The sequence below is a fragment of the Nonomuraea dietziae genome (assembly GCF_014195505.1).
Lineage (GTDB): Bacteria > Actinomycetota > Actinomycetes > Streptosporangiales > Streptosporangiaceae > Nonomuraea > Nonomuraea roseola.
In genome coordinates this window covers 7,974,198-7,996,516 of sequence record NZ_JACIBV010000001.1, presented here as the reverse complement: position 1 = coordinate 7,996,516, position 22,319 = coordinate 7,974,198, and the positions used below count along the sequence as shown (strand labels likewise).

General features: G+C 70.8%; 26 protein-coding genes. 12 read left to right on the top strand and 14 right to left on the bottom strand.

Features of this window, described 5'->3' with window-relative positions:
- Positions 1 to 64 precede the first annotated feature (64 nt).
- Complete coding sequence (locus FHR33_RS38065) at positions 65 to 721, top strand: hypothetical protein (protein WP_183658486.1); 657 nt, start codon at positions 65 to 67, stop codon at positions 719 to 721.
- 60 nt (positions 722 to 781) lie between these two features.
- Positions 782 to 1,693 (top strand): TIGR03621 family F420-dependent LLM class oxidoreductase, encoded by a 912-nt coding sequence (locus FHR33_RS38060; RefSeq protein WP_183658484.1) that lies wholly within the window; start codon positions 782 to 784, stop codon positions 1,691 to 1,693.
- Between the two features lie 3 nt (positions 1,694 to 1,696).
- Here the strand turns inward: FHR33_RS38060 and FHR33_RS38055 are convergent, their stop codons facing one another.
- The gene (locus tag FHR33_RS38055; protein ID WP_183658482.1) at positions 1,697 to 2,641 is read right to left on the bottom strand and encodes a zinc-binding dehydrogenase; all 945 of its coding nucleotides are present in this window, start codon (positions 2,639 to 2,641) and stop codon (positions 1,697 to 1,699) included.
- 107 nt (positions 2,642 to 2,748) lie between these two features.
- Here FHR33_RS38055 and FHR33_RS38050 point away from each other — a divergent pair, with 107 nt between their 5' ends.
- Positions 2,749 to 3,330, top strand: coding sequence for a histidine phosphatase family protein (locus FHR33_RS38050; RefSeq protein WP_183658480.1), 582 nt, complete (start codon positions 2,749 to 2,751; stop codon positions 3,328 to 3,330).
- Here the strand turns inward: FHR33_RS38050 and FHR33_RS38045 are convergent.
- From FHR33_RS38045 to FHR33_RS38030, 4 genes are all read right to left on the bottom strand, one after another.
- Positions 3,308 to 4,069 carry a hypothetical protein gene (locus tag FHR33_RS38045; protein ID WP_183658478.1) on the bottom strand — a complete coding sequence of 254 codons (762 nt, stop codon included), beginning with the start codon at positions 4,067 to 4,069 and terminating at the stop codon, positions 3,308 to 3,310. The two genes, FHR33_RS38050 and FHR33_RS38045, sit on opposite strands and share 23 nt — an antisense overlap.
- Positions 4,070 to 4,185: 116 nt before the next feature.
- Positions 4,186 to 4,443 carry a hypothetical protein gene (locus FHR33_RS38040; protein ID WP_183658475.1) on the bottom strand — a complete coding sequence of 86 codons (258 nt, stop codon included), beginning with the start codon at positions 4,441 to 4,443 and terminating at the stop codon, positions 4,186 to 4,188.
- Positions 4,444 to 4,530: 87 nt separating this feature from the next.
- Positions 4,531 to 4,767, bottom strand: a complete 237-nt coding sequence (locus FHR33_RS38035) for a DUF397 domain-containing protein (protein ID WP_183658472.1) — start codon at positions 4,765 to 4,767, stop codon at positions 4,531 to 4,533.
- A complete protein-coding gene (locus FHR33_RS38030; protein ID WP_491565881.1) occupies positions 4,768 to 5,628 on the bottom strand; it encodes a Sco1979 family transcriptional regulator in 861 nt (286 codons plus the stop codon).
- Between the two features lie 185 nt (positions 5,629 to 5,813).
- On the opposite strand from FHR33_RS38030, the gene FHR33_RS38025 reads away from it, so the two are divergent.
- Together FHR33_RS38025 and FHR33_RS51005 are read left to right on the top strand one after the other, a co-directional pair.
- Positions 5,814 to 6,323 carry an ATP-binding protein gene (locus tag FHR33_RS38025; protein ID WP_183658466.1) on the top strand — a complete coding sequence of 170 codons (510 nt, stop codon included), beginning with the start codon at positions 5,814 to 5,816 and terminating at the stop codon, positions 6,321 to 6,323.
- Between the two features lie 1,778 nt (positions 6,324 to 8,101).
- Positions 8,102 to 8,917, top strand: coding sequence for a helicase-associated domain-containing protein (locus tag FHR33_RS51005; protein WP_312895906.1), 816 nt, complete (start codon positions 8,102 to 8,104; stop codon positions 8,915 to 8,917).
- Here FHR33_RS51005 and FHR33_RS38015 read toward each other — a convergent pair.
- Complete coding sequence (locus FHR33_RS38015) at positions 8,901 to 9,917, bottom strand: ABC transporter substrate-binding protein (RefSeq protein WP_183658463.1); 1,017 nt, start codon at positions 9,915 to 9,917, stop codon at positions 8,901 to 8,903. The two genes, FHR33_RS51005 and FHR33_RS38015, sit on opposite strands and share 17 nt — an antisense overlap.
- 42 nt (positions 9,918 to 9,959) lie before the next feature.
- Positions 9,960 to 10,895, bottom strand: coding sequence for an ABC transporter substrate-binding protein (locus FHR33_RS38010; RefSeq protein WP_183658461.1), 936 nt, complete (start codon positions 10,893 to 10,895; stop codon positions 9,960 to 9,962).
- A gap of 79 nt (positions 10,896 to 10,974) precedes the next feature.
- Here FHR33_RS38010 and FHR33_RS38005 point away from each other — a divergent pair, with 79 nt between their 5' ends.
- The 4 genes from FHR33_RS38005 to FHR33_RS37990 all read left to right on the top strand — a co-directional run bounded on the left by FHR33_RS38005 (position 10,975) and on the right by FHR33_RS37990 (position 15,149).
- A complete protein-coding gene (locus tag FHR33_RS38005; RefSeq protein WP_183658458.1) occupies positions 10,975 to 12,030 on the top strand; it encodes a FecCD family ABC transporter permease in 1,056 nt (351 codons plus the stop codon).
- Positions 12,027 to 13,040, top strand: coding sequence for a FecCD family ABC transporter permease (locus FHR33_RS38000; protein WP_183658456.1), 1,014 nt, complete (start codon positions 12,027 to 12,029; stop codon positions 13,038 to 13,040). Before FHR33_RS38005 ends, FHR33_RS38000 begins: the two co-directional genes overlap by 4 nt.
- Entirely contained in the window at positions 13,040 to 13,843 is an 804-nt protein-coding gene (locus FHR33_RS37995; protein ID WP_183658439.1) for an ABC transporter ATP-binding protein, read from the top strand. Before FHR33_RS38000 ends, FHR33_RS37995 begins: the two co-directional genes overlap by 1 nt.
- 76 nt (positions 13,844 to 13,919) lie before the next feature.
- Positions 13,920 to 15,149: a winged helix-turn-helix domain-containing protein gene (locus tag FHR33_RS37990; protein ID WP_183658436.1), complete on the top strand. Its 1,230-nt coding sequence runs from the start codon at positions 13,920 to 13,922 to the stop codon at positions 15,147 to 15,149.
- A gap of 23 nt (positions 15,150 to 15,172) precedes the next feature.
- On the opposite strand, the gene FHR33_RS37985 is transcribed toward FHR33_RS37990, so the two are convergent.
- Positions 15,173 to 15,832: a TetR/AcrR family transcriptional regulator gene (locus FHR33_RS37985; protein ID WP_312895905.1), complete on the bottom strand. Its 660-nt coding sequence runs from the start codon at positions 15,830 to 15,832 to the stop codon at positions 15,173 to 15,175.
- Between the two features lie 32 nt (positions 15,833 to 15,864).
- On the opposite strand from FHR33_RS37985, the gene FHR33_RS37980 reads away from it, so the two are divergent.
- Complete coding sequence (locus FHR33_RS37980; RefSeq protein WP_183658433.1) at positions 15,865 to 16,200, top strand: rhodanese-like domain-containing protein; 336 nt, start codon at positions 15,865 to 15,867, stop codon at positions 16,198 to 16,200.
- A gap of 43 nt (positions 16,201 to 16,243) precedes the next feature.
- Positions 16,244 to 17,176, top strand: coding sequence for an endonuclease/exonuclease/phosphatase family protein (locus FHR33_RS37975; RefSeq protein ID WP_183658430.1), 933 nt, complete (start codon positions 16,244 to 16,246; stop codon positions 17,174 to 17,176).
- A gap of 16 nt (positions 17,177 to 17,192) precedes the next feature.
- Here the strand turns inward: FHR33_RS37975 and FHR33_RS37970 are convergent, their stop codons facing one another.
- Complete coding sequence (locus FHR33_RS37970) at positions 17,193 to 17,756, bottom strand: DUF1349 domain-containing protein (protein WP_183658427.1); 564 nt, start codon at positions 17,754 to 17,756, stop codon at positions 17,193 to 17,195.
- Positions 17,757 to 17,775: 19 nt separating this feature from the next.
- A complete protein-coding gene (locus FHR33_RS37965; RefSeq protein WP_183658424.1) occupies positions 17,776 to 18,465 on the bottom strand; it encodes a spherulation-specific family 4 protein in 690 nt (229 codons plus the stop codon).
- 107 nt (positions 18,466 to 18,572) lie between these two features.
- Between FHR33_RS37965 and FHR33_RS37960 the strand changes: the two genes are divergently transcribed.
- Complete coding sequence (locus FHR33_RS37960; RefSeq protein WP_183658421.1) at positions 18,573 to 18,893, top strand: GroES family chaperonin; 321 nt, start codon at positions 18,573 to 18,575, stop codon at positions 18,891 to 18,893.
- Positions 18,894 to 18,993: 100 nt separating this feature from the next.
- On the opposite strand, the gene FHR33_RS37955 is transcribed toward FHR33_RS37960, so the two are convergent.
- The 4 genes from FHR33_RS37955 to FHR33_RS37940 all read right to left on the bottom strand — a co-directional run bounded on the left by FHR33_RS37955 (position 18,994) and on the right by FHR33_RS37940 (position 22,245).
- Entirely contained in the window at positions 18,994 to 19,938 is a 945-nt protein-coding gene (locus FHR33_RS37955) for a WD40 repeat domain-containing protein (protein WP_183658418.1), read from the bottom strand.
- Between the two features lie 19 nt (positions 19,939 to 19,957).
- Entirely contained in the window at positions 19,958 to 20,863 is a 906-nt protein-coding gene (locus tag FHR33_RS37950; protein ID WP_183658415.1) for a TolB family protein, read from the bottom strand.
- A gap of 13 nt (positions 20,864 to 20,876) precedes the next feature.
- Positions 20,877 to 21,743 (bottom strand): TolB-like translocation protein, encoded by an 867-nt coding sequence (locus FHR33_RS37945; protein WP_183658412.1) that lies wholly within the window; start codon positions 21,741 to 21,743, stop codon positions 20,877 to 20,879.
- A gap of 61 nt (positions 21,744 to 21,804) precedes the next feature.
- Positions 21,805 to 22,245 carry a TIGR02611 family protein gene (locus FHR33_RS37940; RefSeq protein WP_183658410.1) on the bottom strand — a complete coding sequence of 147 codons (441 nt, stop codon included), beginning with the start codon at positions 22,243 to 22,245 and terminating at the stop codon, positions 21,805 to 21,807.
- Positions 22,246 to 22,319: the final 74 nt, after the last annotated feature.

Below are 22,319 nucleotides of genomic sequence, written 5' to 3'. Positions count from 1 at the left end.
GTAAAACAAGATTGAGTAGGGACCTACTCATGCGCCGGATGCGCGCGGGGCGGAGTCTCTGGGCATGACCAGCCTCGACACGACTCCCCGATCGGGAGCCGACACCTTCGTCCGCTACGCCATGCTCGCCTCGGCCGTCATCGCGCCCTTGACGCTCGCGCTCACCCTTCTGCTCGCCCCCGGCGACATCACCGCCGAGGGCGCGGCCTACGTCGGAGGCTTCATCGCCGAGGCCGACTCCTACCCGGCCTCGGCATGGCTGTCGGCTCTCAGCGCGATCACCATCATCCCCGGCGCCCTGGCCGTGGCGAGGGTCGCCCGGGCGGGCAGGCCGGCTCTCGGCCTGGTCGCCATGATCCTCGCCTTCGTCATGATCGTGCCGGTGGGGGGCAACTCCGACGACGTCCTGTACGCGGGCGTCCAGGCCGGAGTGGACCCCGCCACCCTCACCAAGATCTACACCGCCTACGGGGAGAGCCTGCCCACCTCGATCTTCGGCATGTCGTTCTTCCTCGGCCTGCTCGGCTTCCTCCTGCTCGGCGTCGCCGCGCTGCTGGGCAGGACCGCCCCCCGGTGGGCGGCGATCACGCTGATCGTCGCTCCCGTGCTGGTGCCGGTCCCCTGGTTCGCGGGGCTCGGCGACCTCGCGGCGGGCGGCGCCTGGCTGCTGATGGCGATCGGGATGGGCGGCGTCGCGCTGGGCCTGCTGAACGACCGGTGAGCTTCACCGGCGGCCCGCCCCGGCCTATGGTGTCTACCAAACGCTTGGTAGGGAGTCGGGATGCGGCGGTTCAGGTTCGCGGCGGTCGTACGGCAGGCGGAGTCGGGCAAGGCATGGGCGGACAAGGCCAGGCGCCTTGAGGCCACGGGCTTCGAGGTGCTCCTGGTGCCCGACCACCTCGTCGGCCCCCGCCTGGCACCCTTCTCGGCCATGACGGCGGCCGCCTGCACGACCTCCAGGCTGAGGGTCGGCACGCTGGTGGCCGCCAACGACTTCAGGCACCCCGCCGTGCTGGCCAAGGAGAGCGCCACCCTCGACCTGCTGTCCGACGGCCGCCTGGAGCTCGGGCTCGGCACCGGGTGGATGGCGGCCGACTACAGCGCGGCGGGGCTGCCGCTCGACCCTCCCGCCGTGCGGGTGGCCAGGCTGGCCGAGGCGGTGACCGTGCTCAAGGGGCTGTGGGGCGCCGGCCCCTTCTCCTTCTCCGGCGCGCACTACCGGATCGAGGCTCTGGACCAGCAGCCCAAGCCCGTCCAGCGCCCGCACCCACGGCTCCTGCTGGGCGGCGGCGGCCCCCGCGTGCTCACCCTGGCCGCCCGCGAGGCCGACGTGGTCAACCTCGGGATGCGGGTGCGCGCCGACGGCACGGGCCCCGACGGCGCGGACGCGGGGCTCGCGGCGTTCCTCTCCAAGCTCTCCCTGGTGCGCGAGGCCGCAGGGGAGCGCTACGACCGGCTGGAGCTCGGGACCAGCATCCAGCAGGTGGGCACGGCCGGCCCGGTGGAGTCGTGGAGCGCGGCCGACCCCTCGGGACAGGGCGAGACTCCGCAGGTGCTGCTCGGCACGCGTCGCGACATGGTCGACAGGCTCCGCCACTGGAGGGACGGCTACGACCTGTCCTACTTCGTCCTCCACCACGAGCGCGACCTGGACGCCTTCGCCCCGATCGTCGAGGAGCTGTCCGGTCGCTGAGGGTCAGGGAATCAGGACGACCTTGCCCGTCGTGGCGCGGCTCTCCAGCGCGGCGTGCGCGGCCGCGGCCTCGGACAGCGGGAAGGCGTGGATCTCCGGTGACAGCCGGCCGGCGGCGGCGGCCTCGAGGGCGCGCTCCTCCAGGCCGCGCAGCCCGCCGGGCCAGCCGAGGATCCGCTCGATGGCGTAGATCGAGGTGATGTTCCTGGCCTTCACCTCCTCGGGCGTGGGCCCCTCGGTCTCCTCGCGCGAGGCGTTGCCGTACACGATGTGCCTGCCGCCGGGGGCCAGCAGCGAGAACGCCTCGCGGCCCCTGCTGCCGCCGACCCCGTCGAAGACCAGGCTCACCTCTCCGACCTGCGCGCTCCAGCCCGGCACGTCGTAGTCGACGGCGGGCGCCTGCACCTTCGCCACCTTCGCCGGCCCTCCCGCCGCCCCCACGACCCTGGCGCCGAGGTTGCGCGCGTGCTGGACGAGCAGGCGGCCGATGCCGCCGGCGGCCGAGTTGACCAGGATGACGTCGTCGGCGGTGGGCGCGGCCAGGTCGATCAGCGCCATGGTGGTGGTGCCCGTCACGATCATGGCCACCGCCTCCTCGAACCCGAGCTCGCCGGGCACGGCGTGCAGCGACTCGACCGAGGCCACACTCAGCTCGGCGTACCCTCCGGGCCTGCTCCTGCCGGTCACGACCCTGCGGCCGAGCCACGACCCGTCGACGCCGGGTCCTACGGCCTCCACCACGCCCGCCACCTCACCGCCGAAGACGGCAGGCAGCTCGGGCACCGGCGGGCCGATCGTCGCCCCGGTGCGTAGCAGCGTCTCGATGAGGTGCACCCCCGCGGCCTTCACCGCGATGCGCACCTCCCCTTCGCCGGGCACAGGGTCCTCGACGCTCTCGTAGGAAAGGTTCTCGGCGGGGCCGAAGGCGTGCAGGACGACGGCGTGCATCAGCTTCTCCATTCGTGGTGCTCGCCACCCACGATGCAACCTCAAGCCGAGTTGAGGTCAACCCGGCGGGAAGGCGAGCGGGCGCGGTCGGAGATGATGGTCCTGATATGGACGAGATGATGCTCTTGAGACACGGCGAGACCGAGTGGAGCAGGGCGGGCCGCCACACCGGCCGCACCGACCTGCCGCTGACCCCCCACGGCGAGGACCAGGCGAGGGCGCTGGCCCCGCTGGTGAAGGCGCGCTCCTTCGACCTGGTGCTGGTGAGCCCCGCGGCCAGGGCGCGCCGTACCGCCGACCTGGCGGGACTGACCGACTACGAGGTCGACCAGGACCTGTGGGAGTGGGACTACGGCGGCTACGAGGGCATCACCACGCCGACGATCCGCGAGAGCCGTCCTGGCTGGTACCTGTGGAGGGACGGCGTGGTCCCCGGCGACCACGACCACCCGGGCGAGAGCGCCGAGCAGGTGGCGGCCAGGGCCGACCGGGTGATCGCGCGGGCGAAGGGGGCCGAGGGCCAGGTGGCGCTGGTCGCGCACGGTCACTTCCTGCGCGTGCTCACCGCCAGATGGCTGGGCCTGCCGCCGCAGAACGGCAGGTTCTTCAGGCTCGACACCGGGACCTACTCCCGGCTGGGCTTCGAGCACGCCGAGCCGGTGATCCTCAACTGGAACGCGCCGGTGTAGGCGAGAGCCTGCTACCGGGGAACGGCACCAGAAGCGTCTCCCTCCAGGGCCCCGACAGGTAGTCGCGGGCCCGCTTGCCCCAGGTGAGCAGCCGCTCGTCGGGAACGGCCTCGTCGTCGAGCCCGAGGGCGGCGTCCCTGGCCCGCTGCGTGGCCAGGTGCGCGTCGAGGGTGGTGCCCCAGACCGTGACGACCTCGCTGTCGCAGAACAGCACCTCGTACAGGCCGACCAGCGTGTGGCCGTGGTCGGCCAGGATGGGCAGGCGTTCGGAGCGGACGGCCTCGAGGTAGTCGAGGGCGGCGCCCGGCCGTACGGAGGCGCTCTCGAAGACGAACAGCGGAGCGGGCCGCGTCGAGGACAGCGCGGGGCTGCCGTGGACGGCGCCGAGCGGCCTGGAGAAGGCCGAGAAGCGCAGGTCGTCGATGTCGGACAGGAACAGGCGCGAGTCGACGCCCGAGTAGATCTCCATCATCTGCCGCCAGCCGCCCTCCCACCCGCCGTGGCAGTCCCACAGCGTGACGGCCTTGAACTGCTGGTGGCCGGTGATGCCGACGGCGTAGAAGGCGCCCACGAGGTCGATCTCGCGGGAGCGGATGGACATCCCCTCGGTCAGTTCGGGCGCGGCGCGCCCGGCGTCCTCCTGCTTGTAGCGCGTCAGCCAGGTGAGGTACTCCAGCGGCCTGCGGGAGTTCATCGGCCGGAAGTCGACCTCCTCGAGCAGGTGGATCCCTCGTCGCACACGGGCCTCCCGAGATCGAACCAAGCGATTGCTCGGGTTCGAGCGTATCTCAACGAGAGACGTGCACAAGTGGGTCCAAGGTCGGTAATCGGCCGAACCGGCACGTCCCTTGGTGATCAGGCCACGGCAGGCACCGGCTGGGGACCGCGCCCGGTGAGCCACTCCAGCACCCTGCGGTGCCCCGAGGCGGCGTCCTCGAAGTGACCCCAGTGCCAGTAGCGGGGCTGGTCACGCACCCCCGTGACCCAGGTGCGGTAGGAGACCGTCCCGTCGGGGACGGCGGCGCCCACGCCGTAGGTGCGGATCACCACCTTGCCGCCTGGCGCGATGAGCACGTCGTCGGCGATCGGGTAGAGCGTCATCTGGTCGATCATGAGTGAATCCTGCAGGAGCCTCGAGACCGGACTATTACGCCTTCCGGCGCACCCCGTTAAGCGGGTGCGCCGGAGGTGAACACCGTGTTAAACCAGCAGGCCGTCGAACTCCCCGTCCTTCACCCCGAGCACCAGGGCCCGGATCTCGTCACGGGTGTAGATCAGCGCGGGGCCCTCGGGGAAGCGCGAGTTGCGAACCGCGATCCCGCCGTCTGGAAGCTCCGCGAGCTCCACGCAGTTGCCCTGCGAGTTGCTGTAGCGGCTCTTGCGCCAGGCGACCTCGGTGAGGTCGGTGGCGGGCATGCCGTTGTAGGTGTGCTCCATCTACATCTTTCTGAGAAGACCGTCGATGAGCTCCACGGTGCCGCCCGGCGTGGTGCTCTCCACGCACAGCTGCTCCATGGCGGTGAGGTACGGGTCGATGTCCTCACGCTTGTCCAGGTACAGGGCACCCCAGAGCTGTTCGACGTAGACGACGTCCGACAGGTCGGACTCGGGAAACCGCATGATGCTGAAGGCGCCCCCTTCGGCGGCGTGCATGCCGTACCTGAAGGGCATCACCTGAATGGTGATGTTGGGGAAGGTCGCCACGTGCAGCAGATGCTGAAGCTGTTCGGACATGACCTCTCCGCCGCCGATCGTCCTCCGCAGGGTCGCCTCGTCAATGACCGCCCACAGACGGGGGCCGTCCTTGCGGGTGAAGCGCTCCTGCCGCTGCATGCGCAGATGCACGCGCTGATCGATGTCCTCGGGAGTGGCGTCGGGGTTGCCGAGCTGGTAGACCGCCCTGGCGTAGTTCGCCGTCTGCAGCAGGCCGGGCACGAACTGCACCTCGTAGGTGCGGATCAGGCTCGCGGCCTCCTCCAGGCCCACATAGGTGGAGAACCACTGGGGAAGGACGGCAGAGTACTTGTGCCACCACCCGGGGGTGTTGGCTTCGCGGACCATTTCCAGCAGGGCCCGCCGCTCGGCGTCGTCGCTGACGCCGTACAGCGTGAGAAGGTCTTCCACATCACGTGTCTTGAAGCCGACGCGGCCGAGCTCCATGCGGCTGATCTTGGACTCGGAGGCCCTGATGTGGAATCCGGCCACATCACGGGTGAGTCCGCGCTCCTCGCGCAGGCGACGCAGGCTGGCGCCGAGCATGATGCGCCGAACGGTTGAGCCAGAACCCGGCGGATCCATGGACACGTGCTGCTCCTTGGTCGTTTCCGTACCAGACAGTCTGTCACCTCGCGCCCCAAAGATCATGGGTCGCGACAAGATCCCCCTTTGCCACCCGATTTACCGATACCTGGCAAACCGTAGCGGCTGGCCCCTACTTCTGCACGTGCATTCGCTCTTGCACCTGCACGAGACTCTGCCCCAGAATGATCAATGTGCAGTCCACCAAACCCCTCGGCCTGTGGACCACCCTCGACTGGTGGCCCCCGGTCGGCTGGTGGCCTGAGGCGGCGCGCGACCTCCTCGTTCCCGGCACGGCGATCGGCGCCAGCGCCACCTTCGTCCTGCCGCCCTCGGCCGCCTCCGTCCACTCCGCCCGCAGCTTCACCCTCGGCACGCTCTCGGGCTGGGGGCTCGGCGAGCTCTCCGACAGCATGGAGCTCGTGGTCTCCGAGCTGGCCACCAACGCGCTGCGCCACGGCCTCACCCTGGCCGAGGCCAGGCACCACGAGCCGGTGCGCATGTCGCTGGTGCGCAGAGGCGCGCTGGTCACCTGCGCGTTCACCGATCCCGCCGCCTCCGTTCCCGTGCTGCGCTACCCGGGCCCGCTCGACGTCGGAGGGCTCGGACTGCACATCGTGGAGTCGCTGAGCCTGCGCTGGGGCTGGTCGGCGCTCTCGCCGTACGGGAAGATCGTCTGGGCCGTTCTCTCCTGAGTGCGAAGCCCGGACACCCGGGCAACGAGCGCGTATGCTGAGTTCTGCCTCGCATCACATGAGAAAAACGTGCGCCAGCCTCCGAGTCTGTGACGCACGTTTCTCATTGGTAGTGAGGGCCACGTGGATGGTCAAGGCTCAAGGCGAGTCCCCGCGCGCGACCCACTGAGAGTGCTGACAGATGGATGATCACCTGCTCGGCTGGCTGCGAACACTGGACGAAGCGAGGCTCGCGCGCGTCCTCTCCAACCGACCTGACGCCATAGCGGCACCGTGGCCGCGGCGGCTCGACACGCTCGCCCAGCGCCTGGGCAACGGCTTCGCCGTCATGGAGGCCATGCGGGCGCTCCCGCTGCCGTGTCTGGAGATCGCGCAGGCCTGCCTGGTGCTCGGCGACCGCACTCCGCCCGATCGCCTCGCCGCCTTCCTCGACGCGCCCGTCGCCACGCTCACCCCCTGGCTCGACGTCCTCTACGACCACGCGCTGGCCTGGCCCGACGACGAGGGCCGCGTCCACCTGGCCGAGGCGGTCTCCCGCTGGTGGGCGGCGCCTCTCGGCCTCGGCGAGCCGCTCGACCACTACCTCAACTCCTGGACCGTCAGCAACGACACCCTGCGCGCGCTGGCCCGCAACCTCGGCCTCCCGCCCCACGGCAACAAGCGGCGCACGATCGCCAGGGTGACCGAGGTGCTCTCCGACGGCGTACGGCTGGCGGCCCTGCTGCGCAACGCCCCCGAGGGCACCGAGCGGCTGCTGGCCGACTTCGCGTGGGACGGCCCCGTCCGCGACGTCGACGGCGGCAGGTTCGTGATGCTGGGCACGCCGGAGAAGTGGGCCGCCGACCACGGCCTGCTCTACCGCCCTCGATGGGAGGTCGCCGAGATGCCGCGCGAGGTCGCGCTGTCGGTGCGCGGGCCCGGCTACCACCCGCCCTTCTCCCCCGAGCCTCCCGAGATCGCGACGATCCCCGTCGATCCCGAAGAGGTCGACCACCTGATGACACTGGCCGCCCCGCACGTCGTCGAACGGTGCGCGGCGCTGCTCGACAACACCGCCAAGACCCCGCTGCCGCTGCTGAAGACCGGCGGAGTGGGCGTGCGCGAGGTGCGCAGGGTCGCCAAGGAGACCGGCTGCGACGAGGACGAGACCAGGCTGCTGCTGGAGATCTGCGCGGTCTCCAGGCTGCTGGCCTTCGACGAGAAGTCGGGCGGCATGGTCCCCACCGAGCGCTTCGACAGGTGGCGGCTCGACGAGGGCTCGGCCAGGCTGCGGGTGCTGCTGTCGGCCTGGTGGCGCATGGAGCGCTCGTCGCTGCGCAAGATCGAGGGCAAGTACCCCACCGTCCTCGGCGACGACCAGAGCGGCGCGGCCGTCGCCAGGGTCCGCAGGGCCGTGCTGGGGGTGCTGTCGCACCTGCCCTCGGGCACCGCCTTCGCTGACAGGGGCAGCCTGGTCCGCAACGCCCACTGGCACGCGCCGCTGCTCGACCAGGCCCTGCTGACCGACTGCGCGGCGGCGGCGCTCGAGGAGGCCAGGCTGCTCGGCGTGCTGGCCAACGACGCGCTCACCGACCTCGGAAGGGCGCTGGCGGGGCTGGCCGCCCACGCGGGCGACGAGAACGACGACACCGTCCCGCTCGTCGAGCACGACCCCGTGCTGGTGGAGGCCTCGACCAGGGCGCTGGCCAGCGTGCGCAGGAGCGCGCTGTTCGGCCCCGACCTGACCGCGGTGGTCACGGGCCCCGCCCTCCACCGAGCTGGCCGAGCTGCTCGACAGGGTGGCCGAGCGCGAGTCGCGGGGGGCCGCCTCGGTGTGGCGCTTCACCACCGAGAGCGTCCGCGGCGCGCTCGACGTGGGCTACGACGCCGACGAGCTGCTCGCCGAGCTGAGCGAGGTCGGTCAGATCCCCCAGCCGCTGGAGTACCTCGTGCGCGACGTCGCGCGCAGGCACGGTGAGGTGACGGTGACGACGGTGGCCTGCATCGTGCAGGCCTCCGACCCCGCGCTGCTGGCCGAGATCGCCGCGCATCGCCGCCTGTCCAGGCTGGGGCTGCGGCTGCTGGCCCCCACCGTGCTGGTCAGCTCCACACCCGCCGAGCGCACACTGGCAGCGCTGCGCGAGAACGGCTACGCCCCCGTGCCGATCGCCGACACGGGGGAGATCACCATCAGGCGCTCCAAAAGCGCAGGCTCCGACGCGCAGAACGGCAAGCTGATCCTGCTGCCCGGCGGCCAGGTGGCCGAGCTCGACTCCCAGCTCCACCACGGGGCCTACGCCCTGGCCGAGCCGCCGCCCGACCCGCACGAGCACGCCCGCCGCCTGCTGGAGTCGCAGGAGGGCGCCGAGCAGAACGGCCGCACCTGGGCCATCATCGGCAGGAACGCCACCAGGCTGCCGACCGCCCAGCAGTCGCTGCTCGGCTTCGTCGTCGACCGCGGGGTGCGGGCGGGCATCACGCTGACCGACGGGCTGACCGCGACGATAAGCCACGGCGAGCTACGCGGCGGCACGCTCGACGCCTGGTGCGAGGAGGCGGGCGACTACCTCGAGTTCCCGCTGGCCGAGATCGTCGAGGTCAGGGGAGCTTACTAGCCTTCCGCAGGTTGGCGACGAGCTCTTCGAGCTGGTCGGCCCACTTCTGGTAGCTGTAAGGAGTCTCCACCCACATCGGGTAGATCTGGCCCTTGGCGACCGCGGGAAGCTTGGCGAAGGTCGGCTTCTTCCTCATCTCCTCCAGGCCGAGCGCCTGGGTCCTGCTGTCGAACAGCACGACGTCCGCCTTGTACTTGTCGGCGTTCTCCCAGCTCAGCGGCTCGAAGTAGCCCTGGGCGTCGACCTTGGGCTTGACGATGTCGAGCCCCGCGTCGCTCAGCAGCTTGAAGTCGGGGACCATCTCGGGCGTCGAGACGTACATCGCGTCGGGGCTGCCGGAGACCAGCTCGATCGTCAGGCCCTTCGCCGCGAGCTTCTCGAGCTCGGCCAGCGCCGCCTCGTAGCGGGTCTTGGCCTGGGTGATCTCGGGGGCGTCGAGGTTCGCGCCGAGCTTGGCGGCCAGCTCGCCGTACTTGGTGATGACCTCGGTGGCGTTCCTGCCGGTGAGCATGACGCCCGCGGTGGGGGCGACCTTCTCGATCGTGTCCTTGGACTTGGCGGGCACGTACCAGAGGTCGTCCTTCAGGTACATGCTGCTGACCAGGAGCTCGGGCTGCAGGCCGATGTACTGCTCGACGTTGAACTCGTCCCACACGTTGCCCAGGCCCTGGACCTTGGTGATGTCCACGTTGCCGACCTGGGGATCGGTCTTGCCGTTCTCGAGCTTGTGGGGGCCGAAGACGGCGATGGGGCGCACGCCGAAGTCCCAGAGCGCGGCGGCCGAGCCGACCTGCGCGACGATCTTCGTGGGCGTCTTCGGCAGGTCTATCTTCTTGCCGCGGTCGTCGGTGTAGGAGAAGGGGGTGGCGGCGCTCGTCTGCGCGGCGTTCGCGGCGGAGGCGGCGGGCGCGGACGCCGGCTCCCCGCCGCAGGCGGCGAGGGCCAGGAGGGCGCCCAGGCCGGTGGCCGCCGCGACGAATCCCCTACGGGATACCGACATTTGGAACTCCTAAGGTGAGGCCTACCTAAAACGGACTGGAGGTTAGCTTAGCCTTACCTTTGCCAGATTCACCGCCAGCTCTTCCAGCAGCGCCGCATAGCCCTGGTGGCTGAAGCGCATCTCGGCCCGCCACGGGTACACCTGAGCGCCCTTCGGCCAGGTCGGCTTCGCGATCACCTCCGAGGCCTTCATCGACTGCGCGCGAGCGTCGAGGAAGATCGCATCGGCCTCGTACTTGTCGACGTTCTCCCAGCTGAGCGTCTCGAAGTAGCCGTCGGGCCGGTCGGGGACGACGATGTCGAGCCCCTTGGACAGCAGGTACTTCAGGTCGGGGAACCTGCGCGGGTCACACACCCAGAACTGGTCGGGCGAGGCGGCACAGAACAGCACCTTCGGCCCCACCGCCTTGACGAGCGCCTTCTCCGCCGCCACGAACCTCTCCCTGGCCTGAGCCTGCGCCGCTCCGCCGAGCGCGACGGCCAGCTGCTCGTAGCGCCTGATCAGCTCGTCGCCCGCCTTGTTCTCCTGCTGGATGCCGATGGTCGGGGCCACCTGCTCGATCGCGGCGCTGGACTTGGCGGGCACGTACCACAGCTCGTTCTTCAGATACATCCCCGCGATGAGCACCTCGGGCCTGAGCGCGATGTACCGCTCGACGTCGAACTCGTCCCACGCGTTGCCGATCGCCTGGACCTTGGTGATGTCGATGTCGCCCGCCTCCGGGTCCTTGGCGCCGCCCTCCAGGCGGTGCGGGCCGAAGACCGCCATCGGGCGCACTCCGAAGTCCCACAGCGTGGCGGCGGCGCTGACCTGGGCGACCACCCGGGTCGGCCGCGCCGGCAGATCGATCTTCCTGCCGCGGTCGTCGGTGAAGGACCATGCCTTCCCCGCCGCGACGGTCGGGGTCGGGCGCGACTCGGATCCACAGGCCGTGGCCGCGAGCACGAGGCCCAGGAACCCTCTCCTGGATACCGACATATCGACTCCTAAGGCTAGGCTTACCTCATTCACGACTTGTTAGATTAGCCTTGCCTAACCCTTTACGACGAGAGGGAACATGACCGCGCCTCCCCTGGCGGGCACCGCGAAGACGGAGCCCTCCGCCGCCACACGGGGCCGCTCCGCCGTACTCGCGGCGGGGCTGCTCGCCGCGCTCGGCCTGCTCGTGCTGGTCGCGTTGCTGAGCGTCGCGCTCGGCGCGCGCTCGGTGCCGCTGTCGACGGTTCTCACCGCCTTCACCGCGCCCGACGGGTCCAGCGACCACACCGTGATCCGCGAGCTGCGGGTGCCGCGCACCATCCTCGGCCTCGGCGTCGGAGCCGCGCTCGGTCTCGCGGGTGCGCTCATGCAGAGCCTGACGCGCAACCCGCTGGCCGATCCGGGGCTGCTCGGCATCAACCAGGGCGCGGCGCTCGGCGCGACGATCGCGATCGGGCTGCTCGGTCTCACCAACCCCGCCGTCTACGTGTGGTTCGCCTTCGCGGGCGCCGCGCTGGCCTCCGCGCTGGCCTACGCGCTCGGCTCGGCCGCGCGTTCGGGCGCCTCCCCCGTACGGCTGGCACTGGCAGGCGTGGCGCTCGGCATGGTCTTCACCGCCGTCTCCTCGGCGATCCTGCGCATGGACTCCCAGGCCTTCGACCGGATGAGGTTCTGGCTCACCGGCTCGCTCGCCGCGCAGACCTCCGACGTGATCATACGCCTGGTGCCCTTCATGGCGGTAGGCATCGCGCTCGGCCTGCTGCTCGCCAAGCCGCTCAACGCCCTGGCTCTGGGCGAGGAGGCGGGCAGGGCGCTCGGCGTGGCCGTCGGACGCACCAGGGTGCTGACCGCCGTCGCCGTGACGCTGCTGTGCGGCGCGGCCACCGCGGGGGCTGGGCCGCTGTGGTTCGTCGGGCTGGCGGTGCCGCACGCGGTCAGGGCGGTCGTGGGGCCCGACCAGCGGTGGCTGCTGCCGTACGCGGCGGTGCTGGCGCCGGTGCTGCTGCTCGGCGCGGACATCGTGGGGCGCGTCATCGCGACCCCCGGAGAGGTGCAGGTGGGCATCATGTGCGCGGTGGTCGGCGCGCCCGTCTTCATCCTGCTGGCCAGGCGCAGGAGGTTGGCCGCGCTATGACGACTCCTGTCAGGGTCGGGCCCTACTCCATGCGGCCCGCCCCCCGTGCTCTCGTGGTGAGCCTCGCGCTGGTGGCGGCCTCGGTCGCGCTGGCGCTGGTGGCGATCTCCACGGGCGAGTTCACCGTGCCGGTCGCCGACATCGTCACCGCCCTGTTCGGGCAGGGCACGCCGGTGGCCGAGCTGATCGTGAGCCAGCTGCGCGCTCCTCGCGTGGTCACCGGGCTGGCCGTGGGCGCCGCCTTCGGGCTGAGCGGGGCCATCTTCCAGAGCCTGACCCGCAACCCGTTGGGCAGCCCCGACTTCATCGGGTTCACCGCGGGCGCGGCCACCGGCGGCGTGCTCGCCGTGGTGATGGGCGGTACGGCGGTGCAGATCGCCGCGGGCTCCATGTTCGGCTGCGTGATCTCGGCGGTCCTGGTCTACGCGCTCGCCTTCCGCAGGGGCGTGCAGGGCTACCGGCTCGTCCTGGTCGGCATCGGCGTCAACGCCGTCCTGCTGGCCGCCGACAACTACCTGCTGACCAAGGCCAACATCAACGACGCGGCCAACGCGGGTGCCTGGCTCAACGGCAGCCTCAGCGGCCGCGGCTGGGATCACGCCCTTCCCGTCGCGATCGCGCTGGCCGTGCTGGTCCCCGTGTGCTGCGCGGTCTCCAGGCCGCTGCGGATGATGGAGATGGGCGACGACGCCGCGCGGGCGGTCGGCATCAGGGTCGAGCCCGTGCGGGCGGCGGCGATCGTGGCGGGCGTGCTGCTGTGCGGCGTCGCCACGGCCGCCGCGGGGCCCGTGATGTTCGTCGCCATGGCCGCGCCGCAGCTGGCCAGGCGGCTGACCCGCTCCCCCGGCGTGACACTCATCGCCTCCGCCCTCACCGGCGCGGTGCTGCTGACCGCGGCCGACCTGGCCGCCCAGCGGCTGCTCGCCCCCACCCAGCTGCCCGTCGGAGTGCTGACGGCCGCCATCGGCGGCACCTACCTGGCTCTGCTACTGAGAAAGGACCGCCGCTGATGGCTCGTCTGACCGGCTCGGACCTCACCCTCGCCTACGAGCAGCGGGTGGTGGCGTCGTCGTTGAACGTGGAGATCCCCGACGAGTCCTTCACGGTGATCATCGGCCCGAACGCGTGCGGGAAGTCCACGTTGCTGCGAGCGCTGGCCCGCATGCTCAGGCCCAAGACGGGCGCGGTCCACCTCGACGGAAGCGTGATCACCTCGCTGCCCTCCAAGGAGGTGGCTCGCAGGCTCGGGCTGCTCCCCCAGACCTCCATCGTGCCCGACGGCATCACCGTGGCGGACCTGGTGGCCAGGGGGCGCTATCCGCACCAGCGGCTGATGCGGCAGTGGTCCAAGGCCGACGAGGTGGCCGTGGCCTCGGCGATGGCGGCCACCGACGTCACGTCGCTGTCGGAACGCATCGTGGACGAGCTGTCGGGCGGGCAGCGGCAGCGGGTGTGGCTGGCCATGGCGCTGGCACAGGAGACGCCCATCCTGCTGCTGGACGAGCCGACCACCTACCTGGACATCTCCCACCAGATCGAGGTGCTGGACCTCTGCGCCGACCTGCACGAGCAGGGAAGGACCATGGTGGCGGTGCTGCACGACCTCAACCAGGCCTGCAGGTACGCCACGCATCTGATCGTGATGCGTGACGGCGTGCTGGTGGCCGAGGGTGAGCCCGCCGCGGTGATGACGCCCGACCTGGTCGAGCAGGTCTTCGACCTGCGGTGCGAGATCATCGCCGATCCGCAGTCGGGCACCCCGCTGATCGTCCCCGAGGCACGGAGGAGGGCGCGCACCCCTGTCGCGCACTAGAGGCGCGGGGCACCGTAGGGTGTGCCACCGAACCGCAACGCCCACGGGCCCAGGTGACGGAGCGAGGAACCCCGCGATGCCCCCACCCCAGCGACCTCTGACGATCAGCCAGACGGACGCGCGCCGGCTGGCCCTCACGCGGCAGCACCTGGCGGGCCCCCGCCTGCCCGCGCGGGAAGAGAGCCTGCGCGCCGTCCTCCGGTCGCTGCGCTACCTGCAGCTCGATCCCGTCAGCGTCGTGGCCCCGAGCCACGATCTCGTCCTGTGGAGCCGCCTCGGCCCTCAGGCAGGCTCCCACCTGCCCGGACTGTGGTGGCACGAGCGGTGGCTGTTCGAGTACTGGGCCCACGCCGCGGCCCTCGTGCTCACCGAGGACTACCCGCTCCACCGGGTGACGATGGACGCCTATCCCCCCGCGAACCGTTCGTACGCCAGAGGCTGGATGGAGGCGAACGACGCGCTTCGCCGGCACGTGCTGCGCCGGCTCGGCGAAGGCGCTCCTCTGCCCACCGACGCCTTCGAGGACTGCTCGGTGGTGGACTGGCCCTCCAGCGGCTGGACGGCAGGCCGCAACGTGGAGCGCATGCTGACCTTCCTGTGGCTGCAGGGCCGGATCATGGTGGCGGGCCGGGCCGCGGGGCAGCGGCTGTGGGGGCTTCCCGACGCCTGCCTGCCGCCGGAGGCCGACAGGCAGGCGGTGTCACCGTTGGAGATGGTCACCGCGGCCACGGAGCACACGCTGCGCGCTCTCGGGGTGGCCCGCCCGCTGGACGTCAGGCAGTACTTCGTCCGCGGGCAGTACACCGGCCTGCCCGAGGTCCTGCGCACCCTGAAGGAGCAGGGCCGCGTCGTGCCTGTGCGGGTCGACGGTGGACCTCCGTCCGAAACGTGGTACGTGCACGTCGAGGCGCTGGGCGAGCTGGAGTCGATCCGCGCTGGCCACTGGCAGGGACGGACCGCGCTGCTGTCGCCGTTCGACAACCTGATCAACGACCGGCGCCTCACCGAACGGCTGTGGGGCTTCGCCTTCCGCAACGAGATGTACGTGCCGAAGGCCAAACGGGAGTACGGCTACTACCTGCTGCCGATTCTGCACGGCGACCGCCTGACAGGCCGGCTCTCACCTCGCTACGACCGGAGCCGGACGGTCCTGGTGATCGAGGGTCTGTACCTGGAGGCAGATGTCCGGCCGACCGCCGCGCTGCGCGAGGCGGTCACCGAGCAGATCGCCGATCTGGCGGCGCTCGTCGGCGCCACCGGCGTCGAGTACGGCGACAAGATGCCCGAGGGCTGGCGCCGGTCCTGAGCCGGGAACCGTCCTGAGGGCCGTCACGTCGCGGGGCAGAGGGCCAGGGCGGTCGTGGCGAGGGCGGCCTTGGCGCGCTCCTCGCCGTACCTGTCCTTGAGCGCGGCGGCGCTCTCCCCGGCCAGGACGGCGAGGACGGCGTGGGACAGCACCTCGGCGTCCTCGCCCGGCAGCGCCTCGCCCAGCAGGATCGCCACGTGCCTGTGCCAGAAGCCGTACGCGCCGATGCGGTAACGCGCCCCCGGGCTGGCGGTCTCCGACATCCGCACCAGGTCGAGGTGGGCGAACAGGTAGTCGAGGTAGGCCTGGACGAAGGCCGCCAGCCGGTCGGCCGGCGTCGCGGCGGGCCGTCCGGCCTCAGGTGAGGGGCCCAGCGGCGGCGGACCCGACAGAATCCGCTCCTGCAGGTCGCGCTCGCGGGCGTCGAGCAGCGCCACGGCCAGCCCCGACTTGTCGCCGAACCTGCGGAACAGCGTCCCCTTCCCCACGCCCGCCGCCGTGGCGATCGCGTCCATGGAGACCGCTTCGACGCCCTTGTCCGCGAACAGCGTGGCCGCGGCGGCCAGCACCTTCTCACGGTTGCGGGCCGCGTCGGCCCGTTCCTGGGGCGGGCGCGTGCGCAGGATCTCCAGTACCTCGCTTGACGAACCGGACTGCGGTCCGCTAATTTCGGTGCCATCCACAAAACGGACTGTAGTCCATCTCGGAGGTCGCAATGACCGTGCACATCTCCCGCGACGATCTCAAGGCCGCGATCGAGGCAGGCGCCGTCACCGTGGTCGACGCCCTCGGCGGCGACTACTACGCGCAGCAGCACCTGCCCGGCGCCATCGCCCTGGTCGAGAGCGAGGTGGCCGAGCGCGCCGCCGCGCTGCTGCCCGACAGGGACGCGGCGATCGTCACCTACTGCTCCAACCCGTCCTGCCCCAACAGCAAGGCCGTGGCCAACCGCCTGACCGCGCTGGGCTACACCGACGTCCGCACCTATCGCGAGGGCATCCAGGACTGGGTCGAGGCGGGCCTGCCCGTCGAGTCCTCGGTGACCGTCTGACCTCTTCACGGTTTCTGCACATTGACCCGGTAGGTTCCGCTCCATGATCCGGACTCTCCTCGCCTGGCTGGTGGTCGTGCCGTTCGCCGTGTGGGCGGTGCTGAGAGTGACGGGGGCCGACATCGCCGACCGGTGGATCCAGCTGGTCGCCTTCACCCCCTACGTGGCCGCCGCCTCGGTGGTGCCGGTGCTGCTGACCGGCCTGCTGAGGCGGTGGGTCCCCATGGCGGTGGCCGTGGTGACGGCTGGAGCGCTGGCGCTGGCCGTCCTGCCCCGGTACTTCACCGACGCGCAGCCGCCCGCGAACGGCGCCACGTTCAGGGTGCTGGCGGCGAACCTGGCGGTGGGTGCGGGAGACACCACGGAGCTGGTGCAGCTGGTCGAACGGCTCAAGCCCGACGTGCTCGCCATCCAGGAGCTCACCCCCGAGGCCAGGAAGCGGCTCGACGCGCTCGGCCTGCGCAAGCGGATGCCGCACGTCGTGGACAGGTCCCAGGGCGGGGTCTGGGGGTCCGGCCTCTACTCCCTGCACCCGCTGACCGAGCGGCCGCTGATCGCACTGGGCAGGTTCCGCCAGGCCAGAGCGGTGATCAAGCCCCCGAAAGGACCCGAGATCGAGGTGGTGTCGGTGCATCCGTGCGCGCCCAGCCATGCCGAGAAGATGGCGTGCTGGCGCTCGGGACTGGCCGCGCTGCCCAGGGCGGGCGAGCGGCTGACGGTGCTGGCGGGCGACTTCAACGCCACCCTCGACCACTGGCCGGTGCGGGCGCTGCTCGACTCGGGCTACAGGGACGCGGCCGACGTCACGGGGCAGGGGTTCACCGCGACCTGGCCGCAGCAGGGATGGCGGCCGCTGCCGGGGGTGACGATCGACCACGTGCTCGCCGACAGGCGGATGGGAGTGCGCGCGTTCAGCGTGCACGAACTCAGTGACACCGACCACCGGCCGGTGTTCGCCGAACTCACGCTGCCGTGAGCCCAGGACCCGCCGGTCAGAGGGCGGTGACGCGCACGTCGTCGAAGCGGGCGGCGAAGCCCTTGCCGACGGGGGCCGCCGCCATCGCGCCGGCGAGCGCGGGCACCCCCTCGGGGAAGGCGGCGAGCCTGAGCATCTCCTCGGGCTCGGCTCCGTCCAGGCCGTAGCGGACGGTCACCGCGTCGCCTCTGCGCTCCAGGTCGAAGGTGACGCTGCCGGTGGCGCGCCCGAGCGGCAGCACCGACCAGTCGGACACCTCGCGGGTCACGACGGTGCTGAGGTGGAAGGCGCCGTCGACGTACTCGACCCCGGCCTTGATCCAGGTGGCCTCGTCGACCCGCAGCACCGCGCCCGCCTGGTCGTACTGCTCGGCGTAGTCGCCCGAGAACGTCAGCGTCAGCCGGAAGTCTCCCGAGACGATCCTCCCGAACAGGTGCGCGGTGTCGTAGGTGTAGCCGTAATGGGTCTTCCGCCACATGTCCGTGCCGGGATCGCAGACCAGACTGAGCCCGTCGTCAGCGGTCCACTCGCGGGGAGGGTTGATCCATTGCCAGTCGGAGGAGCCAAAGGCCATGATCATGGCGGTCATCCTGCCATGCTCACCCGAAATATGTTGGAAGATCCCGCCATGGAGCGGCGCCCGTCCTGTCCGTCACGTGCACGACGGCGGCGTGCCGTACGGCCCTGCGCAGGGTCGGCTCCACCTGCCTGTGGGGCACGTCGTGGACCAGGTGACAGAAGCGGCCCCTGGCTAAGGCGCGGGCCCAGGCGGGCTCGCGCATGGAGCGGTAGGCCGACAGCGGGCCCTCGAAGGTGACCAGGAGGTCGGCGAGCGCCGCGTAGCCGGGATCGGGGTAGACGCCGGGGTTGAGGACGACCGTCCCGCGCACGCCGTCGACCAGGTCCGCGTAGTGCGGCAGGCGCTCCTCCGAGGCCGCGACCTGGTCGAGGAAGAAGCCGCGCAGGCCGTACCAGTGCCGGTAGCGGCGCAGGTCGGCGTGGACCTCCTCGGATGGGCGCAGGCCGAAGTCGGTGTCGACGTAGCCGAGCACCTCGCAGCCCGCCGCCAGCAGGGCCGCCACGCACGGCACGTAGGCCGCCTGCCTGACGGCGCCGGGGCCGTGATCGACGGAGACGACGACCAGGCGCGGAGGAGCGGCCAGCAGCCGCCGCCACTCCCCCGGGGCGGCGTCGGGAGCGAAGTAGGCGGGCACCAGCGCCGCCGTCCGCGCCCCGGCCGGCGGTTCGGGCCGCGGCCCCTTCCTGACGGGCCCGCCGGACAGGATCACGCGTGCCGCCTCAGGGAAGTCGCCGGTGGTTACCGGAACGTTATAGCCCACGGCCAGGCCGCCCGTTGGGGAAATCGGCCGGTCAGGCGCCGCGTACACTGACGTTCGTGGCAGACCCCAAGTTCGAGATCCAGATGCTCCACGACCGGGTGATGATCCGGCTGGAGAAGGACGGCGAGGAGCGGCGCAGCGGCGCAGGCATCGTGATCCCCGCGACCGTCAAGATGGCCAACCGGCTGGCCTGGGGAGAGGTCTGCGGCGTCGGCGCCAACGTACGCTCGGTGAAGGTCGGCGACAAGGTGCTCCTCAACCCCGAGGACCAGTACGAAGTCGAGCTGCACACCCAGGTCTACCTGGTGATGAGAGAGCGCGACCTGCACGCCGTCGCCACCCAGGAAACCGACCACGGCACCGGCCTATACCTCTAGCCGGCCCGGCTCCAGCCGGGACCGTGCGCGGCGTCGACCCGGCGACCGGCCCCGGCGAGACGACGTCCTTGCGTATCGCCGGGGCCGAGCCGTCAGTCGATCAACCGGCGTCGGTGTAGCTCAGGTAGACCTCGTCCTTCTTCCACGCCGAAGAGCTGATGTCAGCCACGGTGCGCACCACGTTGCCCTTGAGGTCGACGACGACCATCTGGTAGCCGCTCCCACCCTTCACGGCGGCGAGCAGGTGCTTGTCGTCCCACCAGCCGTACGATCCCTCGACTGCGATGTCGACGCGATTGCGCAGCTTGCCCGTCGCGAGGTCCCAGGTGCAGAAGCTCTCGTAATAGCGGGCTGGGCAGAAGGTTCCCAGCAACTTTCCGGAGGGTGAGAACGCCGTCTCCCCGCCGATGTCCGAGCCGACGCCCGGCAGCGTTCTGACCACCTTGCCGTCCGGCCGGTAGAAGCGCACGCCGTCCCGGTAGCTGCTCATCAGGTGCCTGCCGTCGGGGGTCCACTGGAACACCGCGTCCTTGGAAAGGTCCTTCAGCAGCACCACCTTGGCTGCCTTGGCCCTCACGTCGGCCGTGGCGAAGCCTACGGGCAGCCACTTCTTACCGTCCGTCTTCTCGACGGTCAGCGCGAGCTTGCTGCCGCTGGCCGACCAGTAGGCGATCGTTGTCCTGAACGGCAGCTTCGAGGTGCGCACCGTCGTCGTCTGCTGGGCGGCCGCATCGATGATGGCGACCGAGTCGTACCTGCCCTTCGGGTTCTCAGGGAGCCCCGCCACTCGGTGTCCCTTCGGGGCGACGGCTACGTCGAAGTAACCGGGCACCACCTCGAAGGTGTCGTCGGCGGTGCGCAGATGAGGCTTGGCCCCGACGATCGCGGTGACCTTCTTCGGATCGCCGGGCCGCTCATGGAGCGTGACACCGAGACCCGTGTCGATCTCGTTCTCGTCGAGACGGGCAGCGGAGGCAGAGGCTGGGATTAATGGGAGAAGCGCACAGGAAGCGGCGCACATGGCAACAGCGCGACGAAGATTCACAAAGGCGGAGCATAGAGCCTCAGCGGCGGGTGTAGCTCAGGTAGAGGTCGTAGTCGCGCCAGGCGGTGCGGCTGATGGTGGCCAGGGGGCGCACGGGCTTGCCGGCGAGGTCGATCACGACGCTCGCGTAGCCCTTGCCGTGGCGTCCCACCGCGATCAGGTGCTCGCGGTCCCACCAGCCGTACGAGGCGACCGCCGGGACCTTCACCTTCTTGTCCAGCTTGCCGTTGTAGGGGTTCCAGGTGCACAGCGTCGCCTTGTGCTTCTTGGGGCACCACGTCGCCATGCGCCTGCCGTCGGGTGAGAAGGCGCTCTCGCCGCCGACCAGCCCGCCCGTACGCCAGAGGGTCCAGGCCACCCGCCCGTCGGTCAGGTAGAAGCGCACGCCGTCCCAGTAGTCGGAGACGACCCGCCTGCCGTCGGGCGACCACTGGAAGAGCGCGTCGTGGTAGGCGCCCGGGACCTTGACCAGCCTGGCGCGCCTGGCGGCGACGTCCACGACGACGAAGCCGACGCTGCGCCAGCCGCCGCCTCGCCCGTCGCTCCTGGAGACCGTCAGCACCACCTTGCGCCCGTCGGGCGACCAGTACGGCGTGCCCGCCACCATGGGCGCCTTCACCGTGCGGATCTTGGTGACCCTGCCGGTGGCCCTGTTGACGATCGCGACCCTGTCGTAGCCCTTGACGAACTTCCTCGGGATCGCGGCCACGAAGGCGCCGCCCGGCGAGACGGCGAGGTCGTTGTAGGAGCGCTGCCCCGCGAAGTAGCCACCCGCCCTGAGGTAGGACGAGCTTCCTGTCGTGTAGGCGCTGACCCTTTTGGGGTCGCCGGGCTGCTCGTGCAGGGTGACGCCGAGACCTGGCAGTTTGACGTCGGCGCCGGATAAGACGAGCGCAGCGGCGAGAAGGAGCGTGCTTGGACTCACGGAGGCACCCTACTCACTTACGGGTGAAGCTCAGCCAGAGTTCCGCGCGCCAGGTGCGGGCGGGGATCTCGGCGAGCACCCGTTCGACGGAGCCCGAGGTGCCTGCGACCACGAGCCGGTAGTTGTTCCTGTACGGCACGACGGCGATCAGCGAGCTGTCGTTCCACCAGCCGACCACCGCCTCGGGCCTGAGCCTCGAGCGGGAGACGATCGCCCCCGTGGCGGGGTTCACCAGGCAGACGTGCTCGGCCAGCCTGGAGGGGCACCAGGTCGTCATGCGCTTGCCCGAGGGCGAGAACAGATCGGGTCCTGTGAGCGTGCCGACGCCCTTGAGCACCTTCGGCTTGGCGCCCGCCCTGTGGACCACCGCGTCGCCCCCGCGCTGGGCGATCACCGCGCCGTCAGGGGTCCACCAGAACGTGGCGGCGGGGTCGGCGCCCGCCACGACGGTCGTGTGGGAGGTGCCCGCGGCGACGTCGACCGTGACGTAGCCGATCGAGCGCCACTTGCCCGAGACCTTCTTCTCCAGCGTCAGCAGGACCTTCTTCCCATCGCGCGACCACGAGGCGTAGGAGGCCATCAGCGGCCTGGCGACGGTGCGGATGCGCCTGGACCTGCCCGTGGCCCGGTCGGTGACGACGAGCGTGTCGTGGCCGCCCCGGTAGGCGGCGGGTACGGCGGCGGCCCTGCGCCCGTCGGGCGAGACGACCACCTCGGAGGCGCCGCGCTGCCTGACGAAGGCGGCCGGGCCTCGCAGGTAGGCGTGCTGGGTGCCCAGGCCGTAGGCGGTCAGCCGTACGGGGTCGGCCGGTCTCTCGTGGAGCACCACGGAGGCGCCGGGCAGGGGGATGAGGGCGAGCGCTACGAGGACGGAGAGCACGGCGGCAGCCTAGGGAGCGCCCACCTCGTCCGCTTGCGCGCAGACCGAACCGGTATGGAGGCTAGACGCCGAGCAGCCTGCGCCCCTCGGCGAACAGGTCGATGCCGAGGCTGAACTTCAGCGCCGCCCAGATGATCACGCCCATGGCGGCCAGCGTGACGAGCAGGACGATGATGCGCACCGTCCAGCCGCGCTGCTTGTACCACTCGGTCCAGGCCTGCAGGACGCTCTTGCCGAACTCCAGCACCTTGTGCGCCCAGTGGAACTCGGTGGCCAGCACCGCCAGCCCCGCGAAGACGACCAGCCAGCCCGGCCCGGGGAAGGGCACCATGATCAGGCCGCCCACGACCATCACGGTGCCGATCACACCAATGATGATCTTGAGGGTGAGGGCACCGGTCCGAGTGGACCGGATGCCGTCGAGCCAGCCGTGAATGCCGGAGCGGCGCGCCGCTTCGTCCTTCAGCTTGTCGGCGTCACCGGTTTCGGAGTCGATTGCCACCCATCCAGCCTAATAGCCCGAATAGAGCTGCTCGGCAGAACGCCGCGCCCAAGCCATGACCAAGGGGCCGAAAT